The organism is Streptomyces sp. NRRL S-646 (assembly GCF_000720765.1).
In the GTDB taxonomy this organism is placed as follows: Bacteria; Actinomycetota; Actinomycetes; order Streptomycetales; family Streptomycetaceae; genus Streptomyces.
On record NZ_JODC01000005.1, the window covers coordinates 413,695 to 438,679 of the forward strand.

The following is a 24,985-nucleotide window of genomic DNA, read 5'->3' on the forward strand; positions in this document are numbered from 1 at the left end:
CGCCCCGAGCCTTTGGGCGTACATTGATCCACATGGAGCTGCTGCCCAACTCCCACACGGAACCGGACGGTTCAGCCGTCATCCGAGTCCTCAGCTACAACATCCGCTCCATGCGCGATGACACGGACGCCCTGGCCAGGGTGATCACCACCTGCGCCCCCGACCTGGTCCTCATCCAGGAAGCCCCCCGCTTCTTCCGCTGGCGCAAGAAACTCGCCCGCCTGGCCGCGGCCTCCGGCCAGGTGATCCTCACGGGCGGTGCGACAGCCTCCGGACCGGCGATCCTGTGCAGTCTGAGGGCCACGGTCGAGCGCACGGAAGACGTCCTCCTCCCGCTCACCCCCGGCCTGCACCGCCGCGGCTTCGCCACGGCAGTGATCCGCTTCGGCGGCACCCGTCTGGGCGTGGTCAGCTACCACCTCTCCCTGCAGGCGGACGAGCGGTACGACCAGGGCGGCATGCTCCTGGACCGCCTCGCCGGCCTGGGCGTCGATCACGCGATCGCCGGCGGCGATCTCAACGACCGCCCCACCGGCCGTACCTTCCGCCGGCTCGCCGAGGACCTCCAGGACTGCCGGGTGATCGCCCCCTGGGGCAGCGAGTTCACCTTCACGCCGGTCGCGCCCTTCCAGCGCATCGACGCGATCTTCGCCACCAAGGGCATCGAGGTACTCGGCTGCGGGGTCCCCCTCGGCCTCCCCGGAGTCACGGAGGAAGACCTGAGGGCGGCCACGGACCATCTTCCGGTGCTGGCCGCCCTCAGAATCCCAGCTGCCTAGACGACGGCTCCGCGCCCCGGGTCGTCGTCGTCCTCGTCGTCCGTCTTCATCCGCATCACCAGCGTGGCGAAACCGCCCAGGAAGCCGCCGATGCCGAGCGTGGCCAGCCACCAGGTCATGTCCCAGCTGAGCAGCACCGCCAGCAGGAGCAGGATCGGACCGCCGATCACCCCCAGCCAGGCGAACTTCGCGGTCGTGTCGGCGGTGGGCAGCGGCGGCGGTTCCGGCGGTACGAAGTGGCCCTCGTCGTCCTCGTCGAAGTCGTCCTCGGACGGCGCGGCGGCCGTGTAGTCACGCGGGCCGACGCCGGGCGCGAAGGAGACGGAGCCGCCCAGGGGCTTCTTCGGCTTCTCCTGCTTCGGTGCCTCACCCTCGGAGTCGTCGTTGGTCTCCGGCTCGAGCAGCGCCAGGTCCTCGACCGACTTGAACGGCTTGCTGCCCGGCGGGTCCTTCGGCTCCTCGCCGTAACCGGCGACGATCGCGGCCCACGCGGCGTCCTCGTCGAAGGGGACGCCCTGCTCCTCCGGCTCGCGGTCCTCGCGGTCCGAGTCGTGCTCAGCCACCTGCGGCCGTCCCTTCCTTGCCGACACTGGGTGCGAGCCGGCCGATGAACGCGAGGCTCTCTTCGAAAATCCGGTCCGCATCGTGGTCCAACGTCGCCACGTGGTAGCTCTGTTCCAGCAGTATCTCCGTCACATCCCTCGACGAGACCCGGCCGAGGATCCGCGCCGAGTCGGCCGGCGGCACGACGTGGTCCTGCGGGCTGCGCAGCACCAGCAGCGGCTGCGTGACCTGCGGCAGCTCGCCGTCGACCAGCCGGAAGAAGTTCCGCAGGGAGTGCGCCGCGTGCAGCGGCACCCGGTCGTAGCCCAGCTCGGCGCTGCCCTCCTTCGCGATGTCGCTGGCGATCCCCTTCGACGTACGCACGAGATGGCGGGCCACGGGAAGCGCGTACGGGGAAAAGCCGTGCATGCGGTTCGCCGGGTTGACGACCACCACGCCGCGGACCGCCTCCCCGTGCTTCGCCGCCAGGCGCAGAGCCAGGGTGGCGCCCATGGACAGGCCGGCCACGAACACGTCGCTGCAGCGCTCGCGCAGGGACCGCAGCTCACGGTCCACCTCGGCGTACCAGTCCTGCCAGCCGGTGAGCTGCATGTCCTCCCAGCGGGTGCCGTGCCCGGGCAGCAGCGGCAGTGAGACCGTGAGGCCGCGCTCGGCGAGATACTCGGCCCAGGGGCGCAGCGACTGGGGGGAACCGGTGAAGCCGTGGCAGAGCAGGACGCCGACCTCCCCGCCCTCGTGGCGGTACGGCTCGGCTCCAGGAAGGACCGGCACCTTCGGTCTCCTGTTCATGAGAGTTGAGAGTGACGTGAAGTCCAGGTGCTTCACCGTACGCGACCGCACTGACACCGACCAGGGTCGTCGGCTCCTTCGACAGTGCTCCGGGTTAAGGTCTGACCGACGGAAACGGGAGGCACACGGGTGTTGTACGGCACGATGAAGGTTGCCATCGGGGGGCCGCTGAAGGTCGCCTTCAGGCCCTGGGTGGAAGGCCTGGAGAACATTCCGGCGGAGGGCGCCGCCATCCTGGCGAGCAATCACCTCTCCTTTTCCGACTCGTTCTTCCTGCCCGCGGTCCTCGACCGCAAGGTCACTTTCATCGCCAAGGCCGAGTACTTCACGACGCCCGGCGTGAAGGGCCGTCTGACGGCCGCCTTCTTCAAGGGCGTCGGCCAGCTCCCGGTGGACCGCTCCGGCGCACGCGGCGCGGGCGAGGCCGCGATCAAGAGCGGTATGGAGGTCCTGGAGCGAGGTGAGCTCTTCGGCATCTACCCGGAGGGCACGCGCTCGCCGGACGGGCGCCTCTACCGCGGCAAGCCCGGTGGTCTCGCGCGCGTGGCGCTGGCCACCGGCGCGCCGGTCATCCCGGTCGCGATGATCGACACCGAGAAGATCCAGCCGCCGGGGAAGGTCATGCCCAAGCTGATGCGCCCCGGCATCCGCATCGGCAAGCCCCTCGACTTCAGCCGCTACCAGGGCATGGAGCACGACCGCTTCGTGCTGCGCGCGGTCACCGACGAGGTCATGTACGAGATCATGAAGCTCTCCGGCCAGGAGTACGTCGACATGTACGCGACCGCGGCCAAGCGGCAGATCGCGGACGCGGCGAAGGCCGAGAAGGAACAGGCCAAGAAGGAGAAGCCCGGGGCCTAGGCTCTCGGTCGAGGGGGGTGGGGGGACATGCCCAAGCGCGAGCGTGTCATGAGGATGTCGGTCGAGCAGCCGCTGTGGCGTGCGCTGACCGCGTACCGGTTGCTCACGATGCTGTACGCGGTCGGCCTGTTCGCCACCGCCTACGACGAGTACGACCACGCGGGCGTCGCCATCGTCTACTACGTCGTCCTGTTCGTGTGGACGCTCGCCACCCTGCCCCGCGTCCAGAGCGCGGCCGCCTGCACCAAGCGCTTCCTCGCGGTCGACCTCGCCATCGCGCTCACCGGCATCCTGCTGACCCCGCTGGCCGCCAACGACCAGCACATCCACAACGGCGGCCCCACCCTGCCGTCGATATGGACCGCCGGCTCGGTCCTCGCGTACGCCATCAAGGGCGGCTGGCGCTGGGCCGCGTTCGCGTCGACGCCGGTCGCCGCCGCCAACCTGATCGAGCGCGGCGCCCCCGCCCGCGACACCGTCCACAACGTGATCCTGGTCTGGGTCGCCTCGATCGCCATCGGCTACGTCGTCGAGGTCGCCCGTGCCTCCGAGCGCACCCTCGCCCGCGCCCTGGAGATCGAGGCCGCAACCCGGGAGCGGGAGCGGCTCGCCCGCGACATCCACGACGGCGTGCTCCAGGTGCTGGCCATGGTGCAGCGCCGGGGCGCGGTGATCGGCGGCGAGGCGGCAGAGCTGGGCCGGATGGCCGGCGAGCAGGAGGTCGCGCTGCGCACCCTGGTCTCCGGCGGGCTGGTCCCCATCTCCCGGGTGTCGGAGGACGCCGCCGAGGGCGCGGTCGTACGGGCCGTGGAGGAGCCGTCGTACGACGAGGACGGTCCGGTGGACCTGCGGGTGCTGCTCGCCCCGTACGCCGCCGCGAAGGTCAGCTTCGCCGAACCGGGAGCGGCCGTTCTGCTGCCCAGACCCGCCGCGAGGGAGCTGGCCGCGGCCGTCGGCGCCGCCCTGGACAACGTGCGCAGGCACGCCGGCGAGGACGCGCGCGCGTGGATCCTTGTCGAGGACGAGCCCGACGAGGTCGTGGTGACCGTACGGGACGACGGCCCCGGCATCCCCGAGGGCCGGCTCGCGCAGGCCGAGGGGGAGGGGCGGCTCGGGGTCGCCCTGTCGATCCGCGGCCGGCTGCGCGACCTCGGCGGCAGCGCCGAACTGATCTCGGTGCCCGGCCAGGGCACGGAGGTCGAACTGAAAGTACCGAAGGACGCGAAGGCGGGGCATCGATGAGTGAGCAGCAGGGCGCGATCAAGGTCATGGTGGTCGACGACCACCCCATGTGGCGCGACGCCGTCGCCCGTGACCTGACCGAGTCCGGCTTCGACGTGGTCGCCACCGCGGGCGACGGCGACCAGGCCGTGCGCCGCGCCAAGGCCGCCGGCCCCGATGTGCTCGTGCTCGACCTGAACCTGCCCGCCAAGCCCGGCGTCCAGGTCTGCAAGGAGCTCGTCGGCCACAACCCTGCGCTGCGCGTCCTGGTGCTGTCGGCGAGCGGAGAGCACGCCGACGTCCTGGAGGCGGTGAAGTCGGGTGCGACCGGCTATCTGCTGAAGTCGGCGTCCACGGACGAACTGCTGGACGCGGTGCGCCGCACGGCCGTCGGCGACCCGGTGTTCACACCGGGTCTGGCCGGACTGGTCCTCGGCGAGTACCGCCGCCTCGCCTCCGAGCCCGCGCCCGCCCCGGACACCGACCAGCCGGGCGCCCCGCAGCTCACCGACCGCGAGACCGAGGTGCTGCGCCTGGTCGCCAAGGGCCTGAGCTACAAGCAGATCGCCGAACGCCTGGTCATCTCCCACCGCACGGTCCAGAACCACGTCCAGAACACCCTCGGCAAGCTCCAGCTGCACAACAGGGTGGAGCTCGTCCGGTACGCCATAGAGCGCGGACTCGACGACGAGTAAGAGCTGGACCGGTAAGAGCTAACCGCCGCGAAGGCTTGACGGCGGGTAAACCAACCGCCCGCTGATTCACCGGAATTGCCCTTCCCGCCCATCCCTCTGTGACCTGGATCACCATTAGCGTGGCTGTCACCAGGCAACTGCGGCGAAGGGACATTTCCATGCGGGTCGGAGTACTGACCGGAGGCGGCGACTGCCCCGGACTCAACGCCGTCATCCGGGGCATCGTCCGCAAGGGCGTGCAGGAGTACGGCTACGACTTCGTCGGCTACCGGGACGGCTGGCGCGGACCACTCGAAGGCGACACCGTCCGCCTCGACATCCCCGCAGTGCGCGGCATCCTGCCCCGCGGCGGCACCATCCTCGGCTCCTCGCGCACCAATCCCCTGAAGCAGGAGAACGGCATCCGCCGGATCAAGGAGAACCTCGCCAAGCAGGAGGTCGAGGCGCTCATCGCGATCGGCGGCGAGGACACCCTGGGCGTGGCGGCGCGCCTCACCGACGAGTACGGCGTGCCCGTCGTCGGTGTACCGAAGACGATCGACAACGACCTGTCCGCGACCGACTACACCTTCGGCTTCGACACCGCGGTCGGCATCGCCACCGAGGCCATCGACCGTCTGCACACCACCGCCGAGTCCCACATGCGCGTCCTGGTCTGCGAGGTGATGGGCCGGCACGCCGGCTGGATCGCCCTCCACTCCGGCCTCGCGGGCGGCGCCAACGTCATCCTCATCCCCGAGCAGCGCTTCGACCTCGAACAGGTCTGCGCCTGGATCACCTCCCGCTTCAAGGCCTCGTACGCCCCCATCGTGGTCGTCGCCGAGGGCGCCATGCCCAAGGACGGCGACGTGGTCCTCAAGGACGAGTCGCTGGACTCCTTCGGGCACGTCCGCCTCTCCGGGGTCGGCGAATGGCTCGCCAAGGAGATCGAGAAGCGCACCGGCAAGGAAGCCCGCACGACCGTCCTCGGTCACATCCAGCGCGGCGGCACCCCGAGCGCCTTCGACCGCTGGCTCGCCACCCGCTTCGGCCTGCACGCCATCGACGCCGTCCACGACGGCGACTTCGGCAAGATGGTCGCCCTGCGCGGCACCGACATCGTCCGCGTCCCGATCGCGGAGGCGACGGCGAAGCTCAAGACGGTGGACCCGAAGCTGTACGAGGAAGTCGGGGTCTTCTTCGGCTGATCCTTCGGCCGACGAGGGAACGGAAGTCTGGGGGCTGCGAGCCCCCAGACGGCTACACGGTCGTGTTGCGCAGCTGACCCACCAACTCCCGTACGACAGCGGCACCGTTCAGCGTCAGAATCGACTCCGGGTGGAACTGCACGCCGGCGAACCCAGGGCCCCGTACGGCGTGCACTTCCCCGTTGTCCGCCCGGCTCACCTCGACCCCGTGCGCGGCCAACTCCTCCGCCACCTCGTCGTCGCAGCGCGCCACGAAGCTGTTGTAGAAGCCGACGGTCTCCGTCCGCCCGAACAGCTCGATCGTCGTCTGCGCACCCTGGTACGGCACTTCCTTCCGTACGATCTCCAGGCCCAACTCGGCCGCGATCAGCTCATGCCCGAGGCAGACGCCCAGCACGCCGTGCCCGTGCCCACGGACGACCCGCGCTGTGAGGTCGCGCAGGAACCGCATCTTGGGGTCGTCCAGGTCGGACGGGTCGCCGGGGCCGGGGCCCAGGACGAGCGGCCCCTCGTGCGCGAGCACCGCCTCCCGCAGCCCGGGTTCGTCGTAGCGCCGGACGGTCACCTCCAGGCCGCTCGACCGCAGGACGTGCGCGAGCATCGCGGTGAAGGTGTCCTCCCCGTCGACGACCAGGGCGTGTCCGGTGAGCTCCGCGGACCGCTCCTGCATCCGCAGCCAGAACGGCGCCAGCGAGGCCCGGCGCCCGTCGAGCGCGGCACGCACGCGTGGGTCGTCGGCGAGATGCACGCGCGCGTGCTCCTCCCGCGGCCGCGACGGACGTACGCCCAGGGCCGCCAGCACACCCGCCGCCTTCGCATGCGTCTCGGCGACCTCGCTCGCCGGGTCCGAACCGCGGACGAGGGTGGCGCCGACCGGCACCCGCAGCCGCCCGTCCGCGTCGACGTCGGCGGTGCGGATGAGGATGGGGGAGTCGAGGGTCTGGGCGCCCCCGGAGTCCCGGCCGAGCAGCGCGAGGGCACCGGCGTAGTAGCCGCGCCCGCCGACCTCGTGCCGCTCGATGACCCGGCAGGCGTTCTGCACCGGCGAGCCGGTCACGGTGGCTGCGAACATGGTCTCCTTCAGCACCTCGCGCACGTCCAGCGAGGACTTCCCGCGCAACTCGTACTCGGTGTGCGCGAGATGGGCCATCTCCTTCAGCCGCGGGCCCACGACGACCCCGCCCATGTCGCCGACGGTGCACATCATCTTGAGCTCCTCGTCGACGACCATCGAGAGCTCCTCGATCTCCTTGCCGTCGGCGAGGAAGTCGAGCAGGTGCTCCGGCGTCGGGCCCTCGGCGGGATAGCGGTAGGTCCCGCTGATCGGGTTCATCACGACCGTGCCGCCGGACATCCGCACATGCACCTCGGGACTGGCCCCGACCAGCGTCCGCTCCCCGGTGTGCACGACGAACGTCCAGTACGCGCCCCGCTCGCCCTCCAGCAGCCGCCGGAAGAGCGCGAGCGCGTCCGTGCGGGAGAAGCCGGGGATCTCACCCTCGTACGTCCGCCGGATGACGAAGTTGGCGCCCTCGCCCTGCCCGATCTCCTCCCGCAGCACCCGCCCGACGATCTCGCCGTACTCCTCGTCGTCGACGTCGAAGCCACCGCCCGCCACGCGCACGTCGTGCGCCGGGAGCTGGGCGAGGGCATCGGTGAGCGGGATCTCGTACGACTCCTCGGGGGTGAGGAAGGTCAGTGGCGTCCCGTCGTCGCGGACGTCGAAGCCGCGTTCGCGGATCTGGCGGAAGGGGATCAGCGCGAGGCCCTCGTCGGGGAGGTCGGCCAGGCGGTCGTACGTGGTGACCGGGCCGAGGAGCAGCTCGACCGTCTGCTCGTCGTGGCCGGGGGTGCGGCGGCGGAGCAGGGCGAAGGGGCGGGGGTCGTGCAGGAGCCGTACGAGATCCATGGTTCCTCTTCCGTCGATGTCGAGCGATGTCGAGTCGATGCGATGTCGGTGAGGAACGACCCCGGAAACGCCGAAGGCCGCCCCTCGGGCGGCCTTCGCGAAGTCTTGCGTACGCGCAGTCAGTGGGCCGCCGGATGAGCGGTCCACCACCAGTTCTGGGTCGAAAGCGCGAACATGCGGTGCACCCTACCGCACCACCGCGCCGTCCGGAGCGTGATCCCTCCGTCTCACCAGTCGAGCGGAGGGAAAAGCAGTCGACACGACCCCGTAATGTTTACGGGGTGACCGTGAACGCTAAGACCAGCGCGAGCGCTGGCAACACCTGGCGAGATCTGCCCGCGGCGCAGCAGCCCGAGTACCCCGACACCGAGGCTCTGCGCGCAGTTGTTGCGGACCTCGAGTCGTATCCGCCGCTCGTCTTTGCGGGCGAGTGCGATCAGCTGCGCGCCCGGATGGCGGCCGTCGCCAAGGGAGAGGCGTTCCTCCTCCAGGGCGGCGACTGCGCCGAGGCCTTCGACGCGGTGTCCGCCGACCACATCCGCAACAAGCTCAAGACGCTGCTGCAGATGGGCGCCGTGCTGACGTACGCCGCCTCGGTGCCGGTCGTGAAGGTCGGCCGTATCGCCGGCCAGTACTCCAAGCCGCGCTCCAAGCCCACCGAGACCCGCGACGGCGTGACCCTGCCGACCTACCGCGGTGACTCGGTCAACGGCTTCGACTTCACCGAGGCCGCCCGGATCCCGGACCCGGAGCGGCTGAAGCGGATGTACCACGCGTCGGCCTCGACGCTGAACCTGGTGCGCGCCTTCACCACCGGCGGCTACGCCGACCTGCGTCAGGTGCACGCCTGGAACCAGGACTTCGTGAAGTCGTCCCCCTCCGGCCAGCGCTACGAGCAGCTCGCCCGGGAGATCGACAACGCGCTGAACTTCATGCGCGCCTGCGGCACCGACCCGGAGGAGTTCAAGACCGTCGAGTTCTACTCCTCGCACGAGGCGCTGCTGCTGGACTACGAGTCGGCGCTCACCCGCGTGGACTCGCGCACGGGTCAGCTGTACGACGTCTCCGCGCACATGGTGTGGATCGGTGAGCGCACCCGGCAGCTGGACGGCGCGCACATCGAGTTCGCCTCGAAGATCCGCAACCCGATCGGCATCAAGCTCGGCCCGACCACGACGGCCGAGGACGCGCTGCAGTACATCGAGCGCCTCGACCCGGACCGCGAGCCGGGCCGGCTGACCTTCATCGTCCGTATGGGCGCGGACAAGGTCCGCGACAAGCTGCCCGAGCTGGTCGAGAAGGTCACCGCTTCCGGCGCGACCGTGGCGTGGGTGACCGACCCGATGCACGGCAACACCTTCGAGGCGGCCTCCGGTCACAAGACCCGCCGTTTCGACGATGTGCTGGACGAGGTCAAGGGGTTCTTCGAGGTCCACAAGGGCCTGGGCACCCACCCGGGTGGCATCCATGTGGAGCTCACCGGTGACGACGTCACCGAGTGCGTGGGCGGCGGCGACGAGATCTTCGTCGACGACCTGCACCAGCGCTACGAGACGGCCTGCGACCCGCGCCTGAACCGCAGCCAGTCGCTTGACCTGGCGTTCCTGGTCGCGGAGATGTACAGGGACCAGTGACAGGGGTGCCTGTTACAGGGGCGTGAATGGGGCGCGGATCACATACGATCCGCGCCCCACTCCACTTTTGCGGCTCCAGCGTGCCGGGTAAGGTTAGGTTAGCCTCACCGATCAACGGGGATGGCACTTCGATCCCGCCGGGAGGTGAACCGCGTGTTCGTCTGCAGTTGCTTCGGCATCACAGAGCAGCAGGTCAAGAAGCACGCGGAGGACGGTGCCTGCACCCCCCGCCAGATAGCGTCGGCCTGCAAGGCGGGCACGGACTGCGGTTCGTGCGTACGCCGTATCCAGGCGCTGCTGGGAAGGGACGCATGCCCGCGGCGGGACCTCGCCGACCGGGGCAAGCCGGTGCTGTCCGAGATCGCTGACCTCGAGGAAGCGGCCTAGCCCTCCGCCGGCTGCCGGGCTCAGCTCTCCGGCTGCTCGATCAGCTGCGCGATGTAGAGCGCCTCGCCGAGCTTCTCGACCAGTTCCAGCTGCGTGTCGAGGTAGTCGATGTGGTGCTCCTCGTCCTCGAGGATCGACTCGAAGATGTTCGCGGACGTGATGTCGCCCTTTGCGCGCATGACCTCGATGCCGCGCTTGAGCCGGTCGATCGCCTCGACCTCGATCTGCCGGTCCGCCTCGAACATCTCCTTGACGGTCTGTCCCACCCGCACATGGAAGAGCCGCTGGTAGTTCGGCAGCCCCTCCAGGAAGAGGATCCGGTCGGTGAGCACCTCCGCGTGCTTCATCTCGTCGAACGACTCGTGCCGCGTGTACTTGGCGAGTTTCGTCCAGCCGAAGTTCTCCTGCATCTTCGCGTGCAGAAAGTACTGGTTGATCGCGGTCAGCTCGCCGGTGAGCTGTTCATTGAGGAATTCGATGACCTCGGGGTCGCCCTGCATCGCAGAGGCTCCTTCCAGGCGGGGGAACTGGCGGGTTGCGCCGCATGATTGCACCGGCGACGAAGATCGTCCAGTAAGTCTTCGCTTAGTAAGTAAGTGCATGCTTAGTGCTAATTGCCCCGGTTTGGCGGGGGCGGTCAAGGGCACCGCCCGAGGTCTGTCAGGATGGAGTCATGGGTCAGCCGGTGGAGCGTGAATCGGGAGAACGCGATTCAGGAGGAGCAGCACAGTCCGAGCTTCCCCCGGGGCAGCGTCTGCAGCGCGGCTGGCCGGTCACGCATTACGGGCCCGTTCCCAAGTTCCGCCCGGAGCGCTGGGAGTTCAGGGTCTTCGGTGCCACGGCGGACGGCGAGAAGCGCTGCTGGACCCACGAGGAGTTCACGGCTCTGCCGTACACCACCGTCGTGGCCGACCTGCACTGCGTCACGAAGTTCAGCATGCTCGGCGCCGAATGGGGCGGCATTCCGGCTCGTACGATCCTTGAGTTCGCACCGCCCGCGCCCACGGTCACCCATGTGATGGTGTGGGCCGAATACGGATTCAGTTCGAACCTGCGCCTGGCGGATTTCGCCTCCGAGCGGACCATCTTCGCCACCCACAAGGACGGCGAACTGCTGACCGCGGAACACGGCTTCCCGCTGCGTCTCGTCGTACCCCATCTGTATGCCTGGAAGGGCCCCAAGTGGGTGCGCGGTGTGGAGTACATGACCGCCGACCGCCGTGGCTTCTGGGAGGAGCGCGGCTACCACAACATCGGCGACCCCTGGAAGGAACAGCGCTACTCCTACCAGGAGGAGCCCGGGGAGGGCCCCGAGCTCTGATCCCGGTCTTCGCTGGTCAGTGGTGGTATCCGTGCACCACCGCATGGCCCTTGCCGCGGCCGATCATCCACTTGTTGACGGGTGTCGTCACGAAGAAGGCGAGCGCCAGCGAGATCGCGAGCGACCCCCAGAACAGCAGGTCGGAAAGTTCCGCGTCCATCGCGTCCGGCCACAGCACGATCACGCCGTTGTCGATCAGCTCCATCACGGCGATGGACAGGGTGTCCGCGGCCAGCGCCACCCGGAAGGCCGTACGGAAGTCGACGCCGGCGCGCAGCACCCCGCGCAGCGTGAGCGAGTAGCCGAAGAAGAACGCCAGGACGATGGCGAGGATCGTCGTCGGGACGTTGCCCCAGCCGAGGGCCGTGCCGATCACCATGCCCAGCACCTCGCCGATGGCGCAGCCGGTGAGGCAGTGGAGGGTGGCCTGCGCGGCCATGCTCCAGGTGGCGGCCCCCGGGTGATGGTGTGCGTCCGCGCCCGTGTGTGCGTGTGCGTGCGCATCTGCGTCCGTATGCGCGTGTGCCTCGTGCTGCATGACTGCCCCCAATGTCAGGTAACGGCTCCTGTACCGAGCAGGAACCGTATACCCCCCAGGGGTATTCCGGAACGGGTCAGGAATCGCGCAGTTTCTTCAGCCGCTCCACATCGGCCGCATGCCCCTCCTTGCCGCCGGGCGTCTCGATGATCAGCGGTACGCCCTCGGTGGCGGGGTGGGTCATCAGCGCCCGGAACGGGTCCTCGCCGATGTGACCTGCGCCGATGTTCTCGTGGCGGTCCTTGTGCGCGCCGACCACGTCCTTGGAGTCGTTGGCGTGGATCAGCTTCAGCCGGCCCTCGCCGACCGTGTCCACCAGCAGGTCCAGGGTCTGGTGCATGCCGCTGGGCCCGGTCAGGTCGTGGCCGGCCGCGAAGATGTGGCAGGTGTCCAGGCAGACGCCCAGCTTCGGATGGGCGTCCAGCGCCTCGAAGTACGGCCCGAAGTCCCAGGTCCGCGAGCAGAGCGAGGCACCCTGTCCGGCCGTCGACTCCAGCAGTAGGAACGGGTCGTCGTCGTGGGTGAGCTCGTCCAGCAGCGGCAGCAGGTGCTCCCGTACCTGCTTCAGCGCCACGGACCGGTCCCGGCCGCCCGTCGCGCTGCCCGTGTGCACCACCACGCCGAGCGCCCCGATCTCCCGCCCGCGCCGCAGCGAGTGCCGCAGCGACTCCACCGACTTCTCCACGGTCGCCTCGGTGTGCGAGCCGAAGTTGATCAGGTAGGGGGCGTGGACGTACGCCGGGATCGACTCGGCCGCGCACACCTCGCGGAACTCCTCGTCCTGCCGCGGATTGCCGGCGGGCGTGGCCCAGCCGCGCGGGTTGGCGACGAAGACCTGCACGGTCTCGGCCTTCAGGTCGTGGGCGTAGGACAGACCGACGGAGTGGAGACCACCGGCCACGGGGACGTGGCCGCCGACGGGGTTGCGGGACTGCTGACTCTTCACCCGTTCAGGGTGTCATGCGCTGCGACCTGCTCCGTCACCGGATCTTGATGGTGATCGTCGACCCCTTGGGGGCCGTCTCCCCGCCCTTCACGGACTGGTTCTTGACGGTGTCGCCGAACAGGCCGAGCAGACCGCGGTCCTCGTCGACCTTGAAGCCGGCGCCCTCCAGGGCCTTGTGCGCGTCGTCCACGCTGTCGCCGGTGACGTCCGGGACCTCGACCATCTCCGGGCCCTTGGACAGCGTCAGAGTCACCGTGTCGCCGTCGGCTGCCTGGCTGTCGCCCGCGGGCGTCTGCGCCGCGACCTGGCCCTTGTCGTACTCGGAGTTGATCTGCGCGGAGGCGACCTTCACCGTCAGGCCGGCGTCCTCCAGGTCGGCCTTCGCGTCCGCCAGGTCCTCACCCGTGACGTCCGGCACGTCCACCGGGCTGCCCTTGCTGACGACCAGGGTGATCGCCGAACCCGCGTGCCGCTTGGTGCCCGCCTCGGGGGTCGTGGAGATCACGGAGCCCTTCGGGACGTCGTCGCTGAACTCCCGGGTGATCATGCCCGGTTCGAGCCCGCTCTTCTTCAGCCGGGCCCTCGCCTCGGCCAGCGGCCGCGCCGACACGTCGGGCACCTGCACGGTCTCCGGGCCGTCGGAGATGGTCAGCGCCACGGACCTGTTGTCGCGGATGCGGGTGCCGGGCGCGGGGTCCGAGCTGATGACCGTGCCCCGCTGCACCGTGTCGCTGTACGCGTGCCTGACCGCGCCGAGGTCGAGGCCTGCCTTCTGCAGCTGCTGGGTGGCCTGCGTCTGGGTCTTCGCCAGCACCGGCGGGACCTTGGTGAACTGGCCGGAGTTGATGTACCACACGCCCGTGCCGACCCCGAGTATCAGGAGCACGGCGACGAGAACTGCGAGCGGACCGCGCCGGGAGCGCGCGCCACGGCGCCGCGGCGGCAGCGGCGGGGGTGTCTCCAGCCGGCTGGTGCGGAGGAACCGGCCCTCGTCCTCGTTCACCGGCAGCGGGCGCTGCACAGTCAGCGCGCGCGGGATCACACTCGTACGGTCCTCGGAGATGCTCCGGTGGTCCGCGGCGAAGGCCTGCGGCGGCACCGCGTCCAGCTGGTCCGCGCTGAGCGCGGCGCGCACCTCGCGGGCCTGCGCGAGCAGCGCCACCGCGTCCTGCGGGCGGAGGCCGGGGGTGCGCGCGGTCGCCGACGCGACCAGCTCGTCCAGCCGGTACGCCAGCCCCGGCACGGCGGCCGACGGCGGCGGGACGTCCTCGTGGATGTGCTTGTAGAGGACCGTGGCCGGGGAGTCCCCGCCGTGCGGACGGTCGCCGGTCAGCATCTCGTACAGGACGACACCGCACGCGTACACGTCGACCCGGGGGTCGGCCGTGCCGTGTTCTATCTGCTCGGGAGCGAGGTAGGAGACGGTGCCGAGGACGGTGCCGGTGGTGTGGGTGACCGTGTCCACGGACCGCACCAGCCCGAAGTCGGCGACCTTGACCCGGCCGTCGTCCCCTATCAGCACGTTCTCCGGCTTCATGTCCCGGTGTACGAACCCGGCGCGGTGCGCGGCGCCGAGCGCGGCGAGCACCGGCTCCAGGATGTCCAGGGCGGCGCGCGGCTGCAGCGCCCCGCGCTCGCGCAGCACGTCACGCAGGGTGCACCCGGCGACGTACTCCATGGCGAGGTAGACGTACGACCCGTCGGTGCCCTGGTCGAAGACCTGCACCACGTTCGGATGGGCCAGCCGCGCGACCGACTTCGCCTCGCGGATGAACCGGTCGACGAAGGTGCCGTCGGCCGCGAGCGTCGGGTGCATCACCTTGAGCGCGAGCACGCGGTCGAGGCGGGTGTCCAGGGCCCTGTAGACCGTGGCCATCCCGCCGACCGCGATCCGCGCGTCCACGCGATAGCGCCCGTCGAGCACCTGCCCGACCAGAGGGTCCTGAAGGGTCGTATCCACGCAGGTGAGTGTACGAGCCGCGACTGACAGGGCTGCCGGTTCGGGTGAGATCGGAGCGGGACTGCAGCCGAGCTGTGACGGACGTCGCACCGACTTCCGGATCTTGTCGAACGTGCGTTCAGAATGCGGGGCGTTCGGGATCCAGGTGCGCGCGCCCCTCGTGCGGCGAGGACGCCTCCGCGAAGTGGCGGCGCGGGATGCGGCCGGCCCGGTACGCCAGCCTGCCCGCCTCCACCGCGTGCTTCATGGCCTCGGCCATCAGCTGCGGCTCCTGTGCCCGCGTCACCGCTGAGGCGAGCATCACACCCGCACACCCCAGCTCCATCGCGAGCGCCGCGTCCGAGGCCGTGCCGGCGCCCGCGTCCAGGATCACCGGCACGCGCGCGTGCTCGGTGATCAGCTGGAAGTTGTGCGGGTTGCGGATGCCGAGCCCCGAGCCGATGGGCGACCCGAGCGGCATGATCGCCGCACAGCCGACCTCCTCCAGCTTCCGGGCGAGGACCGGGTCGTCGTTGGTGTACGGCAGCACGGTGAAACCGTCGTCGACCAGGGTCTCGGCGGCGTCCAGCAGCTCGATCGGGTCGGGCAGCAGGGTGCGCTCGTCGGCGATCACTTCAAGTTTGATCAGTTCGGTGCCGAGCGCCTCGCGCGCGAGGCGGGCGGTCAGCACTGCCTCCCCGGCGGTGAAGCAGCCCGCCGTGTTCGGCAGCACCTGGATGCCGAGCTTCTCCAGGACGGAAAGCACCGAGCCGTGCACCGAGGGGTCCACGCGCCGCATCGCGACCGTCGTCAGCTCCGTGCCGGACGCCACCAGCGCCCGCTCCAGGACATCAAGGCTGGGGGCACCGCCGGTGCCCATGATCAGGCGGGACGCGAAGGACGTACCGCCGAGGACAAAGGGGTCGTCGGCCATGGGTCAGCCTCCTTGGACGGCGGTGAGGACCTCGACGCGGTCCCCCTCACAGAGGGAGGTCGACGGCCACTGCGCGCGCGGGACGACGGTTTCGTTCAGGGCGGCTGCCACTCCGGAGGGGGCCGGGGTCAGCGCGCGTACGACGGTGTCGAGAGCCGTGCCGGAAGCGAACTGGCGGGGCTCTCCGTTGACGGAGATGTTCATGCGGGCTGCTCCAGGAGCGCGAAACGCTTCGGGGTGAACGGGCGGGCCTCGTCCGGGAGTTCACCGGTGGCCAGGGCGTGCGCCATGACGTCGCCGGTGACCGGGGTGAGCAGCACGCCGTTGCGGTAGTGGCCGGTGGCCAGCAGCAGACCGGGCAGTTCCGTCGGGCCGAGCAGCGGCGCGTTGTCCGGGGAGCCGGGGCGCAGACCGGCCCGTGTCTCCGTCAGCGGCAGCTCGGTGATCCCGGGGACGAGCTCGTGCGCGTCGCGCAGCAGCTCGTACACACCGCCCGCGGTGACCGTCGTGTCCCAGCCCAGCTCCTCGCTGGTCGCGCCGATCACCAGCTCGCCGCTCTCGCGCGGCACCAGGTAGACATGGCTGCCGCGCACGACGGCGCGCACCGTGCGGCTCAGGAACGGCGCGTACCGCTTCGGCACGGTCAGCCGCAGCACCTGCCCCTTCACGGGGCGTACGGGCGGCAGCACCTCGTCCGGGACGCCCGGCAGCCGTCCGCTGAGGCTGCCGGCGGCCAGGACCAGCTGACCCGCGCCCAGCTCGGCGCCGTCGGTCGTGGTGACGCCGCAGGCCCGGTCCCGTACGACATGCAACCGCTCGGCCCACGTCCGGTGGAACACGACTCCGGCCCGCTCGCACGCGGCCACCAGCGCGCGTGCCAGCCGCCGCGGGTCGATCTGGTGGTCGCCGTCGACCCTCAGCCCCCCGCGCACACCCGGTGCGAGCATCGGCTCCAGACGCCGGCAGTCGCGCCCCGAGAGCCACTCCGACTCCAGGCCCGACTCCCGCTGCAGGGCGTGCAGTTCGCGCAGATGGGCACGGTCGTCGGAGTCCAGGGCGACGGCGAGCGTGCCGCACTGGCGGTAGCCGAGGTCGTGGCCGGTGAGGTCGGTGAGCTCGGCCGCGAAGTCCGGGTAGCGGCGGGCCGAGGCCAGGTTGAGGCCGAGCAGGGTCTGCTCGCCGTAGTGCAGCTCCGTGACCGCGGCCAGCATCCCGGCGGCCACCTGGGCGGCCCCGCCGCCCGGTTCGGGGTCCACGACGGCCGTGGCGAAGCCGCGCTGCGCAGCCCGCCAGGCCGTGACCAGGCCGATGATTCCGCCCCCGATGACGAGGACGTCTGACGTACGTGACGACATGGGCGTCCAGCCCCTCCCTTCGCCGGCATGACCCGGATCAGGTTCGTACGGTCGGAGGCCGCCAGCCTCCCTCTCAGCCCGGTGCGTCCGGGCTCCCGCGAGTGCTTGTACGTTGGCCACCCTAGCCCGACACTCCTCGCCTCTGTAAGGGAGCCTTCCGTCATGCCCCGCTCGCTGGACGGCCTCGTCCTCGCCCCCGTCGCCGACCAGGCCCCAGGTCAGGTGGGTACGCGGACCCGGTTCACTTATCACGAGCAGGGCGGCGAGATCTGGGCCGAGTACGCGGGCGGCGAGGTCGTGCGCGGGCATCTGGTGGGTACTCGGTCAGGTGACCGATTGGACTTCCGGTACGTCCAGCTGGGGCACGACGGGACGACGTCCTCGGGGCACTGCGTCTCGACTGTCGTGGAGCTGCCGGACGGGCGCGTGCGGCTTGAGGAGACCTGGGAATGGGAGTCGCAGCCGGGCAGCGGCACCAGTGTTGTGGAGCAGGTCACTGAGCCCGACTCCTGACTGACAAACAGTCAGTTGTCTATGGTGATCAGGTGAGCGAGCAGACGCGGGAAGTGAGCACGTCACCGGGGCGGCGCGTGGTCGTCGTCGGCGCGGGCATGGCCGGTGTACAGACCGCGGTCGCCCTGCGCGAACAGGGCTTCACCGGCACCGTGACGGTGATCGGCGCCGAGCCCCACCAGCCGTACGACCGGCCGCCGCTGTCCAAGGCCGTCCTGCTCGGCAAGTCCGAGGGCTCCGCCTTCGACGTCGACTTCGAGGCGCTCGGCATCGAACTGCGACTGGGGTGCGAGGTGCTCGGCGTGCGCCCCGGCGAGCACGAGCTGGACACCGAGACCGGGCTCGTGCCGTACGACGTCCTGGTCCTCGCGACCGGCGCCGAACCGATCACGCTGCCGGGCACCGAGGGCGTGCCCGGCGTGCATCTGCTGCGCACCCTGGACGACGCCGAACGGCTGCGGCCCGTGCTGGCGCGGCAGCACGACATCGTGGTGGTCGGCGCGGGCTGGATCGGCGCGGAGTTCGCCACGGCCGCGCGCGAGGCGGGCTGTGCGGTGACCGTCGTCGAGGCCGCGGACCGGCCGCTCGCGGGCGCGCTGCCCGCCGAGGTGGCGGCGCCGATGGCCGCCTGGTACGCCGACGCAGGCACCGAGCTGCGTACGCACGCGCGCGTGGAGCACATTGAGCCGGGCGCGGTCGTCCTCGACGACGGCTCCCGGCTGTCCGCCGGTGCGGTCGTGGTCGGCATCGGTGCACGCCCCGCCACGGCCTGGCTGGCCGGTGCCGGCATCGAGCTCGGCGCGCACCACGAAGTCGTCGCCGACGCCTACCTGCGCACCTCGGCACCGGATGTCTACGCGGTCGGCGACTGCGCCTCTTTCCCTTCCGGACGGTACGGCGAGCGCCTGCTGGTCCACCACTGGGACAACGCCCTCCAGGGCCCGCGCACAGTCGCCGCGAACATCATCGGCGAGACCACCGGCGAGCCCCCCGCGGCCTACGACCCGGTCCCGTACTTCTGGTCCGAGCAGTTCGGCCGCTTCGTCCAGTACGCCGGCCACCACACCGCCGCCGACACGACCCTGTGGCGCGGCGACCCCGCGGGCCCCGCCTGGTCCGTCTGCTGGCTGCGCGAGAGCCGCCTGGTCGCCCTGCTGGCGGTGGGCAGGCCGAGGGACCTCGCACAGGGCAGACGGCTGATCGAGGCGGGCACCCCGATGGACCCGCAGCTGCTGGCGGACCCGGCGCGGCCCATGAAGACGGCCACGGCGTAGTACGCAGGACGGCGGCCACGACGGGCGGCGAAACCCCAGGTCGGACGATTCTGGCTTCCGACTGTCAGTGCGGGATGGCAGGCTTGATTCCGTGACCGAGATTGACGCAAAGATCGAAGCTCTCGTCCCCGCCTGGCTCACCCTCCCCGACATCGCAGAGATGCTCGATGTCGAGGTGACGCGTGTGCGGCAGCTGGTCAAGGAGGGCCAGCTCATCGCCGTACGCCGAGGTGAGAACCGCGCGCTGCACGTCCCCGCCGCATTCATCGACGAGGCCGAGCAGAAGGTCGTCAAGGGCCTGACCGGGACCCTGACGCTCCTGAGGGACGACGGCTTCACCGACGAAGAGATGATCGAGTGGCTCTTCACCCCCGACGACAGCCTGCCCGGCACCCCCGCGCAGGCTCTGAGCGAGAATCGCGGTACGGAGGTGAAGCGCCGGGCCCAGGCGCTCGCCGTCTGATCCGAACAGGCTGAACCGAACACCGTCCGGCGTAAGGGCCGAGGTCCGCGCAGGCAGGGCCGCGGCCGTGGCTCACTGCGGCCCGCAGAAACCCACGGCCACGGCCGGCCCGCGGCCCGTATACCGCCGAACAGGAACGACACCACGGGGGACCCTCGTATGCCCGACACCGCCACCACCGCACGCGCCGAGCTCGCCGACGCCCGCGTCTACCTCTGCACGGACGCCCGCAGGCGCCAGGGCGACCTGCCGGAGTTCCTGGACTCCGTCCTGGCGGGCGGGGTCGACATCGTGCAGTTGCGCGACAAGGGCATGGAGGCGGCCGAGGAGCTGGAGCACCTGAAGGTCTTCGCCGACGCCTGCGCCCGGCACGGCAGGCTCCTCGCCGTCAACGACCGCGCGGATGTCGCGCACGCCGCCGGGGCCGACGTGCTCCACCTCGGCCAGGGCGACATCCCGGTCCCCGCGGCCCGCGCGATCCTCGGCGAGGACGTCCTCGTGGGCCGCTCCACCCATGCCGAGTCCGAGGCCGCCGCGGCCGCCGTCCAGGAGGGCGTCGACTACTTCTGCACCGGCCCCTGCTGGCCGACCCCCACCAAGCCCGGCCGCCACGCCCCCGGCCTCGACCTGGTCAGGTACACCTCCTCTCTGGGCACCGAGCGCCCCTGGTTCGCCATCGGCGGCATCGACCTCGGCAACCTGGACGAGGTGCTCGAGGCCGGTGCCCGCCGCGTCGTGGTCGTCCGTGCGATCACGGAGGCCGACGATCCGGGCGCGGCGGCGCAGGAGTTCGCGAAGCGGCTGCGGAGCGCGTAGCGCAGGCCCGATCGGGGTCTGTCGTCCGGCGTATTTGTCCGATGGGCGCCAGACGGATTGTCCGACGGAATGCGTGGCAGCTTGTCGCACGGAATGCCCGGCTGCTTGTCCGAAGAATGTCCGCCGGGTTGTCCGATAGGTGGACAACAAATAGACAAATCGGGCAAATATCCCGCATCCGGTTGGGGAGCCGTCGCCCCCTGACTAACCTGCGGGTATGGCCCTCGGAACCGCATCCACCAGGACTGACCACGCGCGCACGGTGCGTGACATGCTCGCGACCGGCAAGACGACGTTCTCGTTCGAGTTCTGGGCTCCGAAGACGGAGAAGGGCGAACGCAACCTCTGGAACGCGCTCCGCAGGGTCGAGGCCGTGGCCCCGAGCTTCGTCTCCGTGACGTACGGGGCGGGTGGCTCCACCCGCGCGGGCACGGTGAAGGCGACCGAGCAGATCGCCGCCGACACCACGCTCACCCCGGTCGCCCACCTCACCGCGGTCAACCACTCCATCGCCGAGCTGCGCAACATCATCGGCCAGTACGCCGACGCCGGGATCCGCAACATGCTCGCCGTGCGCGGTGACCCGCCCGGCGACCCCATGGGCGACTGGGTGCCGCACCCGACGGGACTGACCTACGCCGCCGAGCTCGTCCAGCTCATCAAGGAGTCGGGCGACTTCTGTGTCGGCGTCGCGGCCTTCCCGGAGATGCATCCGCGTTCCGAGGACTGGGACACGGACGTCGCCCACTTCGTGGACAAGTGCCGGGCCGGCGCCGACTACGCCATCACCCAGATGTTCTTCCAGCCGGAGTCCTATCTGCGGCTGCGTGACCGAGTCGTCGCGGCCGGCTGCGACACCCCCGTCATCCCCGAGGTGATGCCGGTGACCAGCGTGAAGATGCTGGAGCGGCTGCCGCAGCTCAGCAACGCCGTCATCCCCTCCGCCGTGAAAGAGCGGATCCTCACAGCAAAAGACGATCCGACCGCTGTACGCTCCATTGGCATCGAATTCGCCACGGAGTTCTGCGCGCGGCTGCTGGCCGAGGGAGTGCCCGGACTGCACTTCATCACGCTCAACAACTCCACGGCGACGCTGGAAATCTACGAAAACCTGGGCCTGCACCACCCCCCGCAGGCCTAGACCGGCCGCACGGGTATACGACACACTGCGTAGCGGCGACTCGGAGAGGGGCGTACATGGGCTGGACGGTCCTCTACATCGCGTTCGGAATTGTGGCGCTGTGGCTGCTGGGCGAGGTGCTGCTGCAGTACAAGGCGCGCCTGCGCTGGCGGCTGCTCGCCTTCGCCGGCTTCCTCGGCGTCGTACTCGGGGTGCTGATCCCCTCGGTGGTCGTCATCGGTCTCGGCGCTGCCGCGTTCGCGGTCGGCCAGACCTACGTCACGCTGTCGTTCCGCCGCGGCTTCGCGTCCGGCTGGGCGGTCAGCCGGACGGGCATCGGGGGCGTCAGCAAGCGCCGCCGCGGCGAACCGGACCACCAGGACCCGACCCTGGAGGTCTCCGACCTCGAGCCGGACGACGGCGGCCACGACGACCAGGGCGTCTACAACCGCGAGAGCGTGTCCTACGGCAACGAGGACGACTACGACCGCGACGACGTCTTCACGCCCGCCCGCTCCTCCCAGCCCACCCCCGCCGAGTCCACCGCGGTCTACGAGCCGCAGCCCCTGCCCGAGGACACCGGCTCTTACGGCATATACAGCGACCCCGCGTACGCCGCCGCCGACACGTCCTACGCGAACACGGGGCAGTCCCAGGACCAGTACGCGACGGCCGCCCAGGGAGCCGACCAGTCCTACGGGTACGACTACTCCGGCTACAACCAGCAGCAGTACGGCTACGACACCACCGGGCAGCAGCAGTACGCCGCCTACTCCGACCCGTACATCGGCACCCAGACCTACGGCGGCGGCTACGACGCCTACGGCCAGTACGGTCAGCAGGGCTACGGCCAGGACCAGTACGCCACCGGCACCTACGACGGCCAGACCCCGTCCGGCGGGGTGTGGGTCCCGCAGCAGCGCACCGACGAGGCCTACGGCGGCGAGCTCCCGCAGGAGCAGCCCTACCCCTACCAGGACAACGGCCAGGGGCAGGGGCAGGGGCAGGCTCAGGGGAACGGATACGACGAGCAGTACCGCTTCTGAAATGCGCAGTACCGTTTCTGAGGGCCAGGGCTGCTTCTGAGGGCCCGTCAGGCCGGGGTGCTCACTGAGAACCCCGGAACTCCGGCCCCTCCACGATCAGACCGGCCACCAGCGCGCCCGACATGCCCGCGTGCGGCAGCCCCCCGCCCGGGTGCGACCAGCCGCCGACCCGGTACAGCCCAGGGAACCTGGTGGTGTTGGCCGGGTGCAGGAAGCGTCCTTCCCCGGCGGCCAGCGAGGGAGCGGACACGCCCCCGAAGGCGGCGCCCGTCTCGTCCTCGCCGAGACCCGGCGACCGGACCTCGCGCCACAGCAGCCGCTCGCGCAGTCCGGGTATCGCGACCTCGGCCGCGGCGAGGAGCAGGTCCGCGAAACGTTCGCCCCGCTCCGACCGGTGCCAGTCGCCCTCCGCCGGGACCGCTGCGGACAGGACCACGGACTCGTGCTCCTCGTCCGGTCGCAGCGCCGGGTCGTCCGGCCGCAGCACGGTCACGGTGGGCCGCACGGGCTCATCCGTACCGGAGCGCAGAGACTCCAACTCGGCCGTGCGGTCGGGTGCGTGCACGACCGTGTGATGAAGCGCACCGGTCTCCCGCGGGCCGCGCAGCGCCAGCAGCACGGTGAACCGCCCGGGGCGGGCTGCCGTGTCGGGGCGCACATCACCCTCGTCGTCGAGCCGGCGCTCCGTCAGCCCCTGCAGACGTACGGGATGCACACCGGCGACCACATGGTCCGCCTCCGCAACCGTCCCGTCAGCCAGCTCCACCCCGGCCGCCCGGCCGTCCTTCTCCAGCACCCCCGTCACCTCGGCGCCGAAGTGGAACTCGACCCTGCGGGCCACACACCGCTCGTACACCGCGCGCGCCAACTCCCTTACGCCGCCGCGGACATACCAGCTGCCGAAGGCGTGCTCCATGTACGGCAGCACGGCCGCGCTCGCCGGGGTGACGCGCGGGTCGAGGCCGTACGCGAGGGCGTAATTCTCCAGGAGCGCCGTGAGCCGGGGATCGCGCAACTCCCAGGCGCCGACCTCGGCGAGGGTGGCGGCGCGCCGGGTGCGCAGCAGCCGTTTGTGCGGGACCGCCGGGTACGGCTCGCGGTCGGCCAGCACCGCCCAGTTGGGCCACAGGGGCTCCTCCAGCAGCGGCCGGCGGGTGCGGTCCCAGGCCTCGCGGGCCCGCACCAGGAAGTCGCCCCAGCGGCCGCCCGCGCCCGCCCCGAGCGCCTCGTCCAGAGCGGCGACCACTCCTGCGCGCGAGGCGTTCGGCAGCGCGACGGCGGTGCCGTCCGCGAAGACGTGCCGCGAGGACGGGTCGACCTGGACCAGCTCGACGCACTCCTCCAGCGGCTGCTTGCCGGTCTTGATGAACAGATCGCGCCAGACCGCGGGCAGGGTCAGCAGCCCAGGACCGGTGTCGAAGCCGAAGCCGTCCCGCTCGAATCGGCGCACCGCTCCGCCGTACGTCTCCCCACGCTCGTACACCGCCACCCGGTGGCCCGCGACGGCCAGCCGGGCGGCGGCCGCCATCGCGCCCATCCCGGCGCCGATCACCGCAATCCGTCCCATGCCTGCGACTTTATCGACCGCCACTGACAGTCACGGCAGGGGTGGTCCGCCGGGCAAAGCCCCTGACCCCCGGCCCGAGGGGAGTACGGATGCGGACGCGAACGTCACCAGTCGGCAACGGAGCGTTCTGCGCATGAGTGCGCAGGTCTGAGTATCCGTACCTAGGGGGTGAGATGAGTACGCGCGCGGATGGGGCCCGACCTGCGCGAACGAGAGAGTGGAGACACGGAAAGGGGCACGGCTCCGGCACCGGCGACACGGGGCGCCGGAACGGAGCCGCCCCGGATCCGCTCCTTCCGTCGGCCGAGGCCGGCGGGAGCGAGGCACGGGGGGAACCCGGGGGAACGACCGAAACGGGGGCCCAACGGGGGAAAACCCGGGGGAAGCACAACGGGGGAGCACAACGGGGGAGCACGAGAAAGCGCCGGTTCGAGGTGGCCCGCGGGGGACGCGGCCACACCGGACCGGCGCTTTCGTATGCGATCAGCTCCCGCTGCGACCGCTGACACGTCCCTGGAGCAGCCGGGACAGCGCCGCATGGACGTCGTCCAGGGAGCGCTCCGGCTGGAAGGACTGCCAGTCCAGTGCGGCCACCAGGACCATCCCGACCAGTGCGGACGCGGTCAGCGGCACATCGATCTCGGCGCTGAACTCGCCGGCCGCCACGCCCGCGCGCAGGACGTCCTCGACGACCGCGACAGCCTGCTGCCTGACCACCATCAGGGTGGACTGCCAGGCCCGGTTGGTGCGCCACAGCTCGGCCACGTACAGCTGCGTGAAGGCCGGATAGCGTTCGATGAAGACGAGACCGGCCCGGATCATCGCGTCCAGGGCGTCCACCTTGGTGCCGCCGTCCCTGGCCGTGCGCTCGGCCGCCTCCCGGAGGGAGGCGGTGAGGAGGCCGACCCCGTGCCGCAGCAGCTCCTCGAAGAGGACCGACTTGCTCGCGAAGTTGTAGTAGACCGTGCCCTTCGCGACCCCGGCCCGCTCGGCGATCTCGTCCACGGTGGTGGCGGAGAATCCCTGCTCGGCGATGAGCGTGACGGCGGCCTCGTAGAGCTTCTGCCGGGTGGCCTCGCGGCGGGTACTGCCGCCCGACGTGGCGCTGCTGCTTTCCATGGGCCTGA

General features: G+C 70.6%; 27 protein-coding genes and 1 riboswitch. Of the genes, 14 read left to right on the forward strand and 13 right to left on the reverse strand.

What is annotated here, in order from left to right; all coding sequences use genetic code 11:
* The first annotated feature begins 32 nt into the window (after positions 1-32).
* Entirely contained in the window at positions 33-779 is a 747-nt protein-coding gene (locus tag IH68_RS0111770; protein WP_030932681.1) for an endonuclease/exonuclease/phosphatase family protein, read from the forward strand.
* Here IH68_RS0111770 and IH68_RS0111775 read toward each other — a convergent pair.
* Both IH68_RS0111775 and IH68_RS0111780 read right to left on the reverse strand, forming a co-directional pair.
* On the reverse strand, positions 776-1,342 hold the full coding sequence (locus IH68_RS0111775) for a hypothetical protein (RefSeq protein ID WP_030932684.1): 567 nt from the start codon (positions 1,340-1,342) through the stop codon (positions 776-778). The genes IH68_RS0111770 and IH68_RS0111775 overlap by 4 nt on opposite strands.
* The gene (locus IH68_RS0111780; RefSeq protein WP_030932687.1) at positions 1,335-2,114 is read right to left on the reverse strand and encodes an alpha/beta hydrolase; all 780 of its coding nucleotides are present in this window, start codon (positions 2,112-2,114) and stop codon (positions 1,335-1,337) included. Before IH68_RS0111780 ends, IH68_RS0111775 begins: the two co-directional genes overlap by 8 nt.
* 150 nt (positions 2,115-2,264) lie before the next feature.
* On the opposite strand from IH68_RS0111780, the gene IH68_RS0111785 reads away from it, so the two are divergent.
* The 4 genes from IH68_RS0111785 (at position 2,265) to IH68_RS0111800 (ending at position 6,096) form a co-directional block, all read left to right on the forward strand.
* A complete protein-coding gene (locus IH68_RS0111785) occupies positions 2,265-2,993 on the forward strand; it encodes a lysophospholipid acyltransferase family protein (protein ID WP_037884780.1) in 729 nt (242 codons plus the stop codon).
* Between the two features lie 27 nt (positions 2,994-3,020).
* The gene (gene macS / locus IH68_RS0111790; RefSeq protein WP_030932693.1) at positions 3,021-4,235 is read left to right on the forward strand and encodes a MacS family sensor histidine kinase; all 1,215 of its coding nucleotides are present in this window, start codon (positions 3,021-3,023) and stop codon (positions 4,233-4,235) included.
* Positions 4,232-4,909 carry a response regulator gene (locus IH68_RS0111795; protein ID WP_030932695.1) on the forward strand — a complete coding sequence of 226 codons (678 nt, stop codon included), beginning with the start codon at positions 4,232-4,234 and terminating at the stop codon, positions 4,907-4,909. Before macS ends, IH68_RS0111795 begins: the two co-directional genes overlap by 4 nt.
* Positions 4,910-5,067: 158 nt before the next feature.
* The gene (locus IH68_RS0111800) at positions 5,068-6,096 is read left to right on the forward strand and encodes a 6-phosphofructokinase (protein ID WP_030932697.1); all 1,029 of its coding nucleotides are present in this window, start codon (positions 5,068-5,070) and stop codon (positions 6,094-6,096) included.
* A gap of 52 nt (positions 6,097-6,148) precedes the next feature.
* On the opposite strand, the gene IH68_RS0111805 is transcribed toward IH68_RS0111800, so the two are convergent.
* Positions 6,149-8,005, reverse strand: a complete 1,857-nt coding sequence (locus tag IH68_RS0111805; RefSeq protein WP_030932699.1) for an anthranilate synthase family protein — start codon at positions 8,003-8,005, stop codon at positions 6,149-6,151.
* A gap of 119 nt (positions 8,006-8,124) precedes the next feature.
* Entirely contained in the window at positions 8,125-8,181 is a 57-nt protein-coding gene (locus IH68_RS59745; RefSeq protein WP_078912442.1) for a trp operon leader peptide, read from the reverse strand.
* A gap of 105 nt (positions 8,182-8,286) precedes the next feature.
* Here IH68_RS59745 and IH68_RS0111810 point away from each other — a divergent pair, with 105 nt between their 5' ends.
* Together IH68_RS0111810 and IH68_RS0111815 are read left to right on the forward strand one after the other, a co-directional pair.
* Entirely contained in the window at positions 8,287-9,639 is a 1,353-nt protein-coding gene (locus IH68_RS0111810; protein WP_030932702.1) for a class II 3-deoxy-7-phosphoheptulonate synthase, read from the forward strand.
* Between the two features lie 153 nt (positions 9,640-9,792).
* Positions 9,793-10,026 carry a (2Fe-2S)-binding protein gene (locus IH68_RS0111815; RefSeq protein ID WP_030932705.1) on the forward strand — a complete coding sequence of 78 codons (234 nt, stop codon included), beginning with the start codon at positions 9,793-9,795 and terminating at the stop codon, positions 10,024-10,026.
* 20 nt (positions 10,027-10,046) lie between these two features.
* On the opposite strand, the gene bfr is transcribed toward IH68_RS0111815, so the two are convergent.
* Positions 10,047-10,526, reverse strand: a complete 480-nt coding sequence (gene bfr / locus IH68_RS0111820) for a bacterioferritin (RefSeq protein ID WP_030932708.1) — start codon at positions 10,524-10,526, stop codon at positions 10,047-10,049.
* A 173-nt stretch (positions 10,527-10,699) separates the two neighbouring features.
* Here bfr and IH68_RS0111825 point away from each other — a divergent pair, with 173 nt between their 5' ends.
* On the forward strand, positions 10,700-11,347 hold the full coding sequence (locus tag IH68_RS0111825) for a sulfite oxidase-like oxidoreductase (protein WP_030932711.1): 648 nt from the start codon (positions 10,700-10,702) through the stop codon (positions 11,345-11,347).
* Between the two features lie 16 nt (positions 11,348-11,363).
* On the opposite strand, the gene IH68_RS0111830 is transcribed toward IH68_RS0111825, so the two are convergent.
* The 6 genes from IH68_RS0111830 to thiO all read right to left on the reverse strand — a co-directional run bounded on the left by IH68_RS0111830 (position 11,364) and on the right by thiO (position 17,059).
* A complete protein-coding gene (locus IH68_RS0111830; protein WP_030932714.1) occupies positions 11,364-11,885 on the reverse strand; it encodes a DUF4396 domain-containing protein in 522 nt (173 codons plus the stop codon).
* 76 nt (positions 11,886-11,961) lie between these two features.
* Positions 11,962-12,831, reverse strand: coding sequence for a deoxyribonuclease IV (locus tag IH68_RS0111835; RefSeq protein ID WP_030932718.1), 870 nt, complete (start codon positions 12,829-12,831; stop codon positions 11,962-11,964).
* A gap of 34 nt (positions 12,832-12,865) precedes the next feature.
* Positions 12,866-14,791, reverse strand: a complete 1,926-nt coding sequence (gene pknB, locus IH68_RS0111840; protein ID WP_030932721.1) for a Stk1 family PASTA domain-containing Ser/Thr kinase — start codon at positions 14,789-14,791, stop codon at positions 12,866-12,868.
* 118 nt (positions 14,792-14,909) lie between these two features.
* Positions 14,910-15,704 (reverse strand): thiazole synthase, encoded by a 795-nt coding sequence (locus IH68_RS0111845; RefSeq protein ID WP_030932724.1) that lies wholly within the window; start codon positions 15,702-15,704, stop codon positions 14,910-14,912.
* A 3-nt stretch (positions 15,705-15,707) separates the two neighbouring features.
* A complete protein-coding gene (gene thiS, locus IH68_RS0111850; RefSeq protein ID WP_030932727.1) occupies positions 15,708-15,908 on the reverse strand; it encodes a sulfur carrier protein ThiS in 201 nt (66 codons plus the stop codon).
* Positions 15,905-17,059 carry a glycine oxidase ThiO gene (gene thiO / locus IH68_RS0111855; RefSeq protein ID WP_030932730.1) on the reverse strand — a complete coding sequence of 385 codons (1,155 nt, stop codon included), beginning with the start codon at positions 17,057-17,059 and terminating at the stop codon, positions 15,905-15,907. The genes thiS and thiO overlap by 4 nt, the downstream gene beginning before the upstream one ends.
* Positions 17,057-17,168: riboswitch (TPP riboswitch) on the reverse strand. Its footprint overlaps the gene before it by 3 nt.
* Before the next feature lie 53 nt (positions 17,169-17,221).
* Here thiO and IH68_RS0111860 point away from each other — a divergent pair.
* From IH68_RS0111860 to IH68_RS0111885, 6 genes are all read left to right on the forward strand, one after another.
* A complete protein-coding gene (locus tag IH68_RS0111860; protein ID WP_030932733.1) occupies positions 17,222-17,572 on the forward strand; it encodes a hypothetical protein in 351 nt (116 codons plus the stop codon).
* 32 nt (positions 17,573-17,604) lie between these two features.
* Complete coding sequence (locus IH68_RS0111865) at positions 17,605-18,846, forward strand: NAD(P)/FAD-dependent oxidoreductase (protein ID WP_078912418.1); 1,242 nt, start codon at positions 17,605-17,607, stop codon at positions 18,844-18,846.
* A 91-nt stretch (positions 18,847-18,937) separates the two neighbouring features.
* Positions 18,938-19,309, forward strand: a complete 372-nt coding sequence (locus IH68_RS0111870; protein WP_030932752.1) for an Rv2175c family DNA-binding protein — start codon at positions 18,938-18,940, stop codon at positions 19,307-19,309.
* Positions 19,310-19,468: 159 nt separating this feature from the next.
* Positions 19,469-20,125, forward strand: coding sequence for a thiamine phosphate synthase (gene thiE / locus IH68_RS0111875; RefSeq protein ID WP_030932755.1), 657 nt, complete (start codon positions 19,469-19,471; stop codon positions 20,123-20,125).
* A 217-nt stretch (positions 20,126-20,342) separates the two neighbouring features.
* Positions 20,343-21,266: a methylenetetrahydrofolate reductase [NAD(P)H] gene (gene metF / locus IH68_RS0111880; RefSeq protein ID WP_030932758.1), complete on the forward strand. Its 924-nt coding sequence runs from the start codon at positions 20,343-20,345 to the stop codon at positions 21,264-21,266.
* A 56-nt stretch (positions 21,267-21,322) separates the two neighbouring features.
* Positions 21,323-22,291 carry a hypothetical protein gene (locus IH68_RS0111885; protein ID WP_030932761.1) on the forward strand — a complete coding sequence of 323 codons (969 nt, stop codon included), beginning with the start codon at positions 21,323-21,325 and terminating at the stop codon, positions 22,289-22,291.
* Between the two features lie 61 nt (positions 22,292-22,352).
* Here IH68_RS0111885 and IH68_RS0111890 read toward each other — a convergent pair whose 3' ends face one another.
* Both IH68_RS0111890 and IH68_RS0111895 read right to left on the reverse strand, forming a co-directional pair.
* Positions 22,353-23,858 carry a phytoene desaturase family protein gene (locus IH68_RS0111890; protein WP_030932763.1) on the reverse strand — a complete coding sequence of 502 codons (1,506 nt, stop codon included), beginning with the start codon at positions 23,856-23,858 and terminating at the stop codon, positions 22,353-22,355.
* Positions 23,859-24,341: 483 nt separating this feature from the next.
* Entirely contained in the window at positions 24,342-24,977 is a 636-nt protein-coding gene (locus tag IH68_RS0111895; RefSeq protein WP_030932765.1) for a TetR/AcrR family transcriptional regulator, read from the reverse strand.
* Positions 24,978-24,985: the final 8 nt, after the last annotated feature.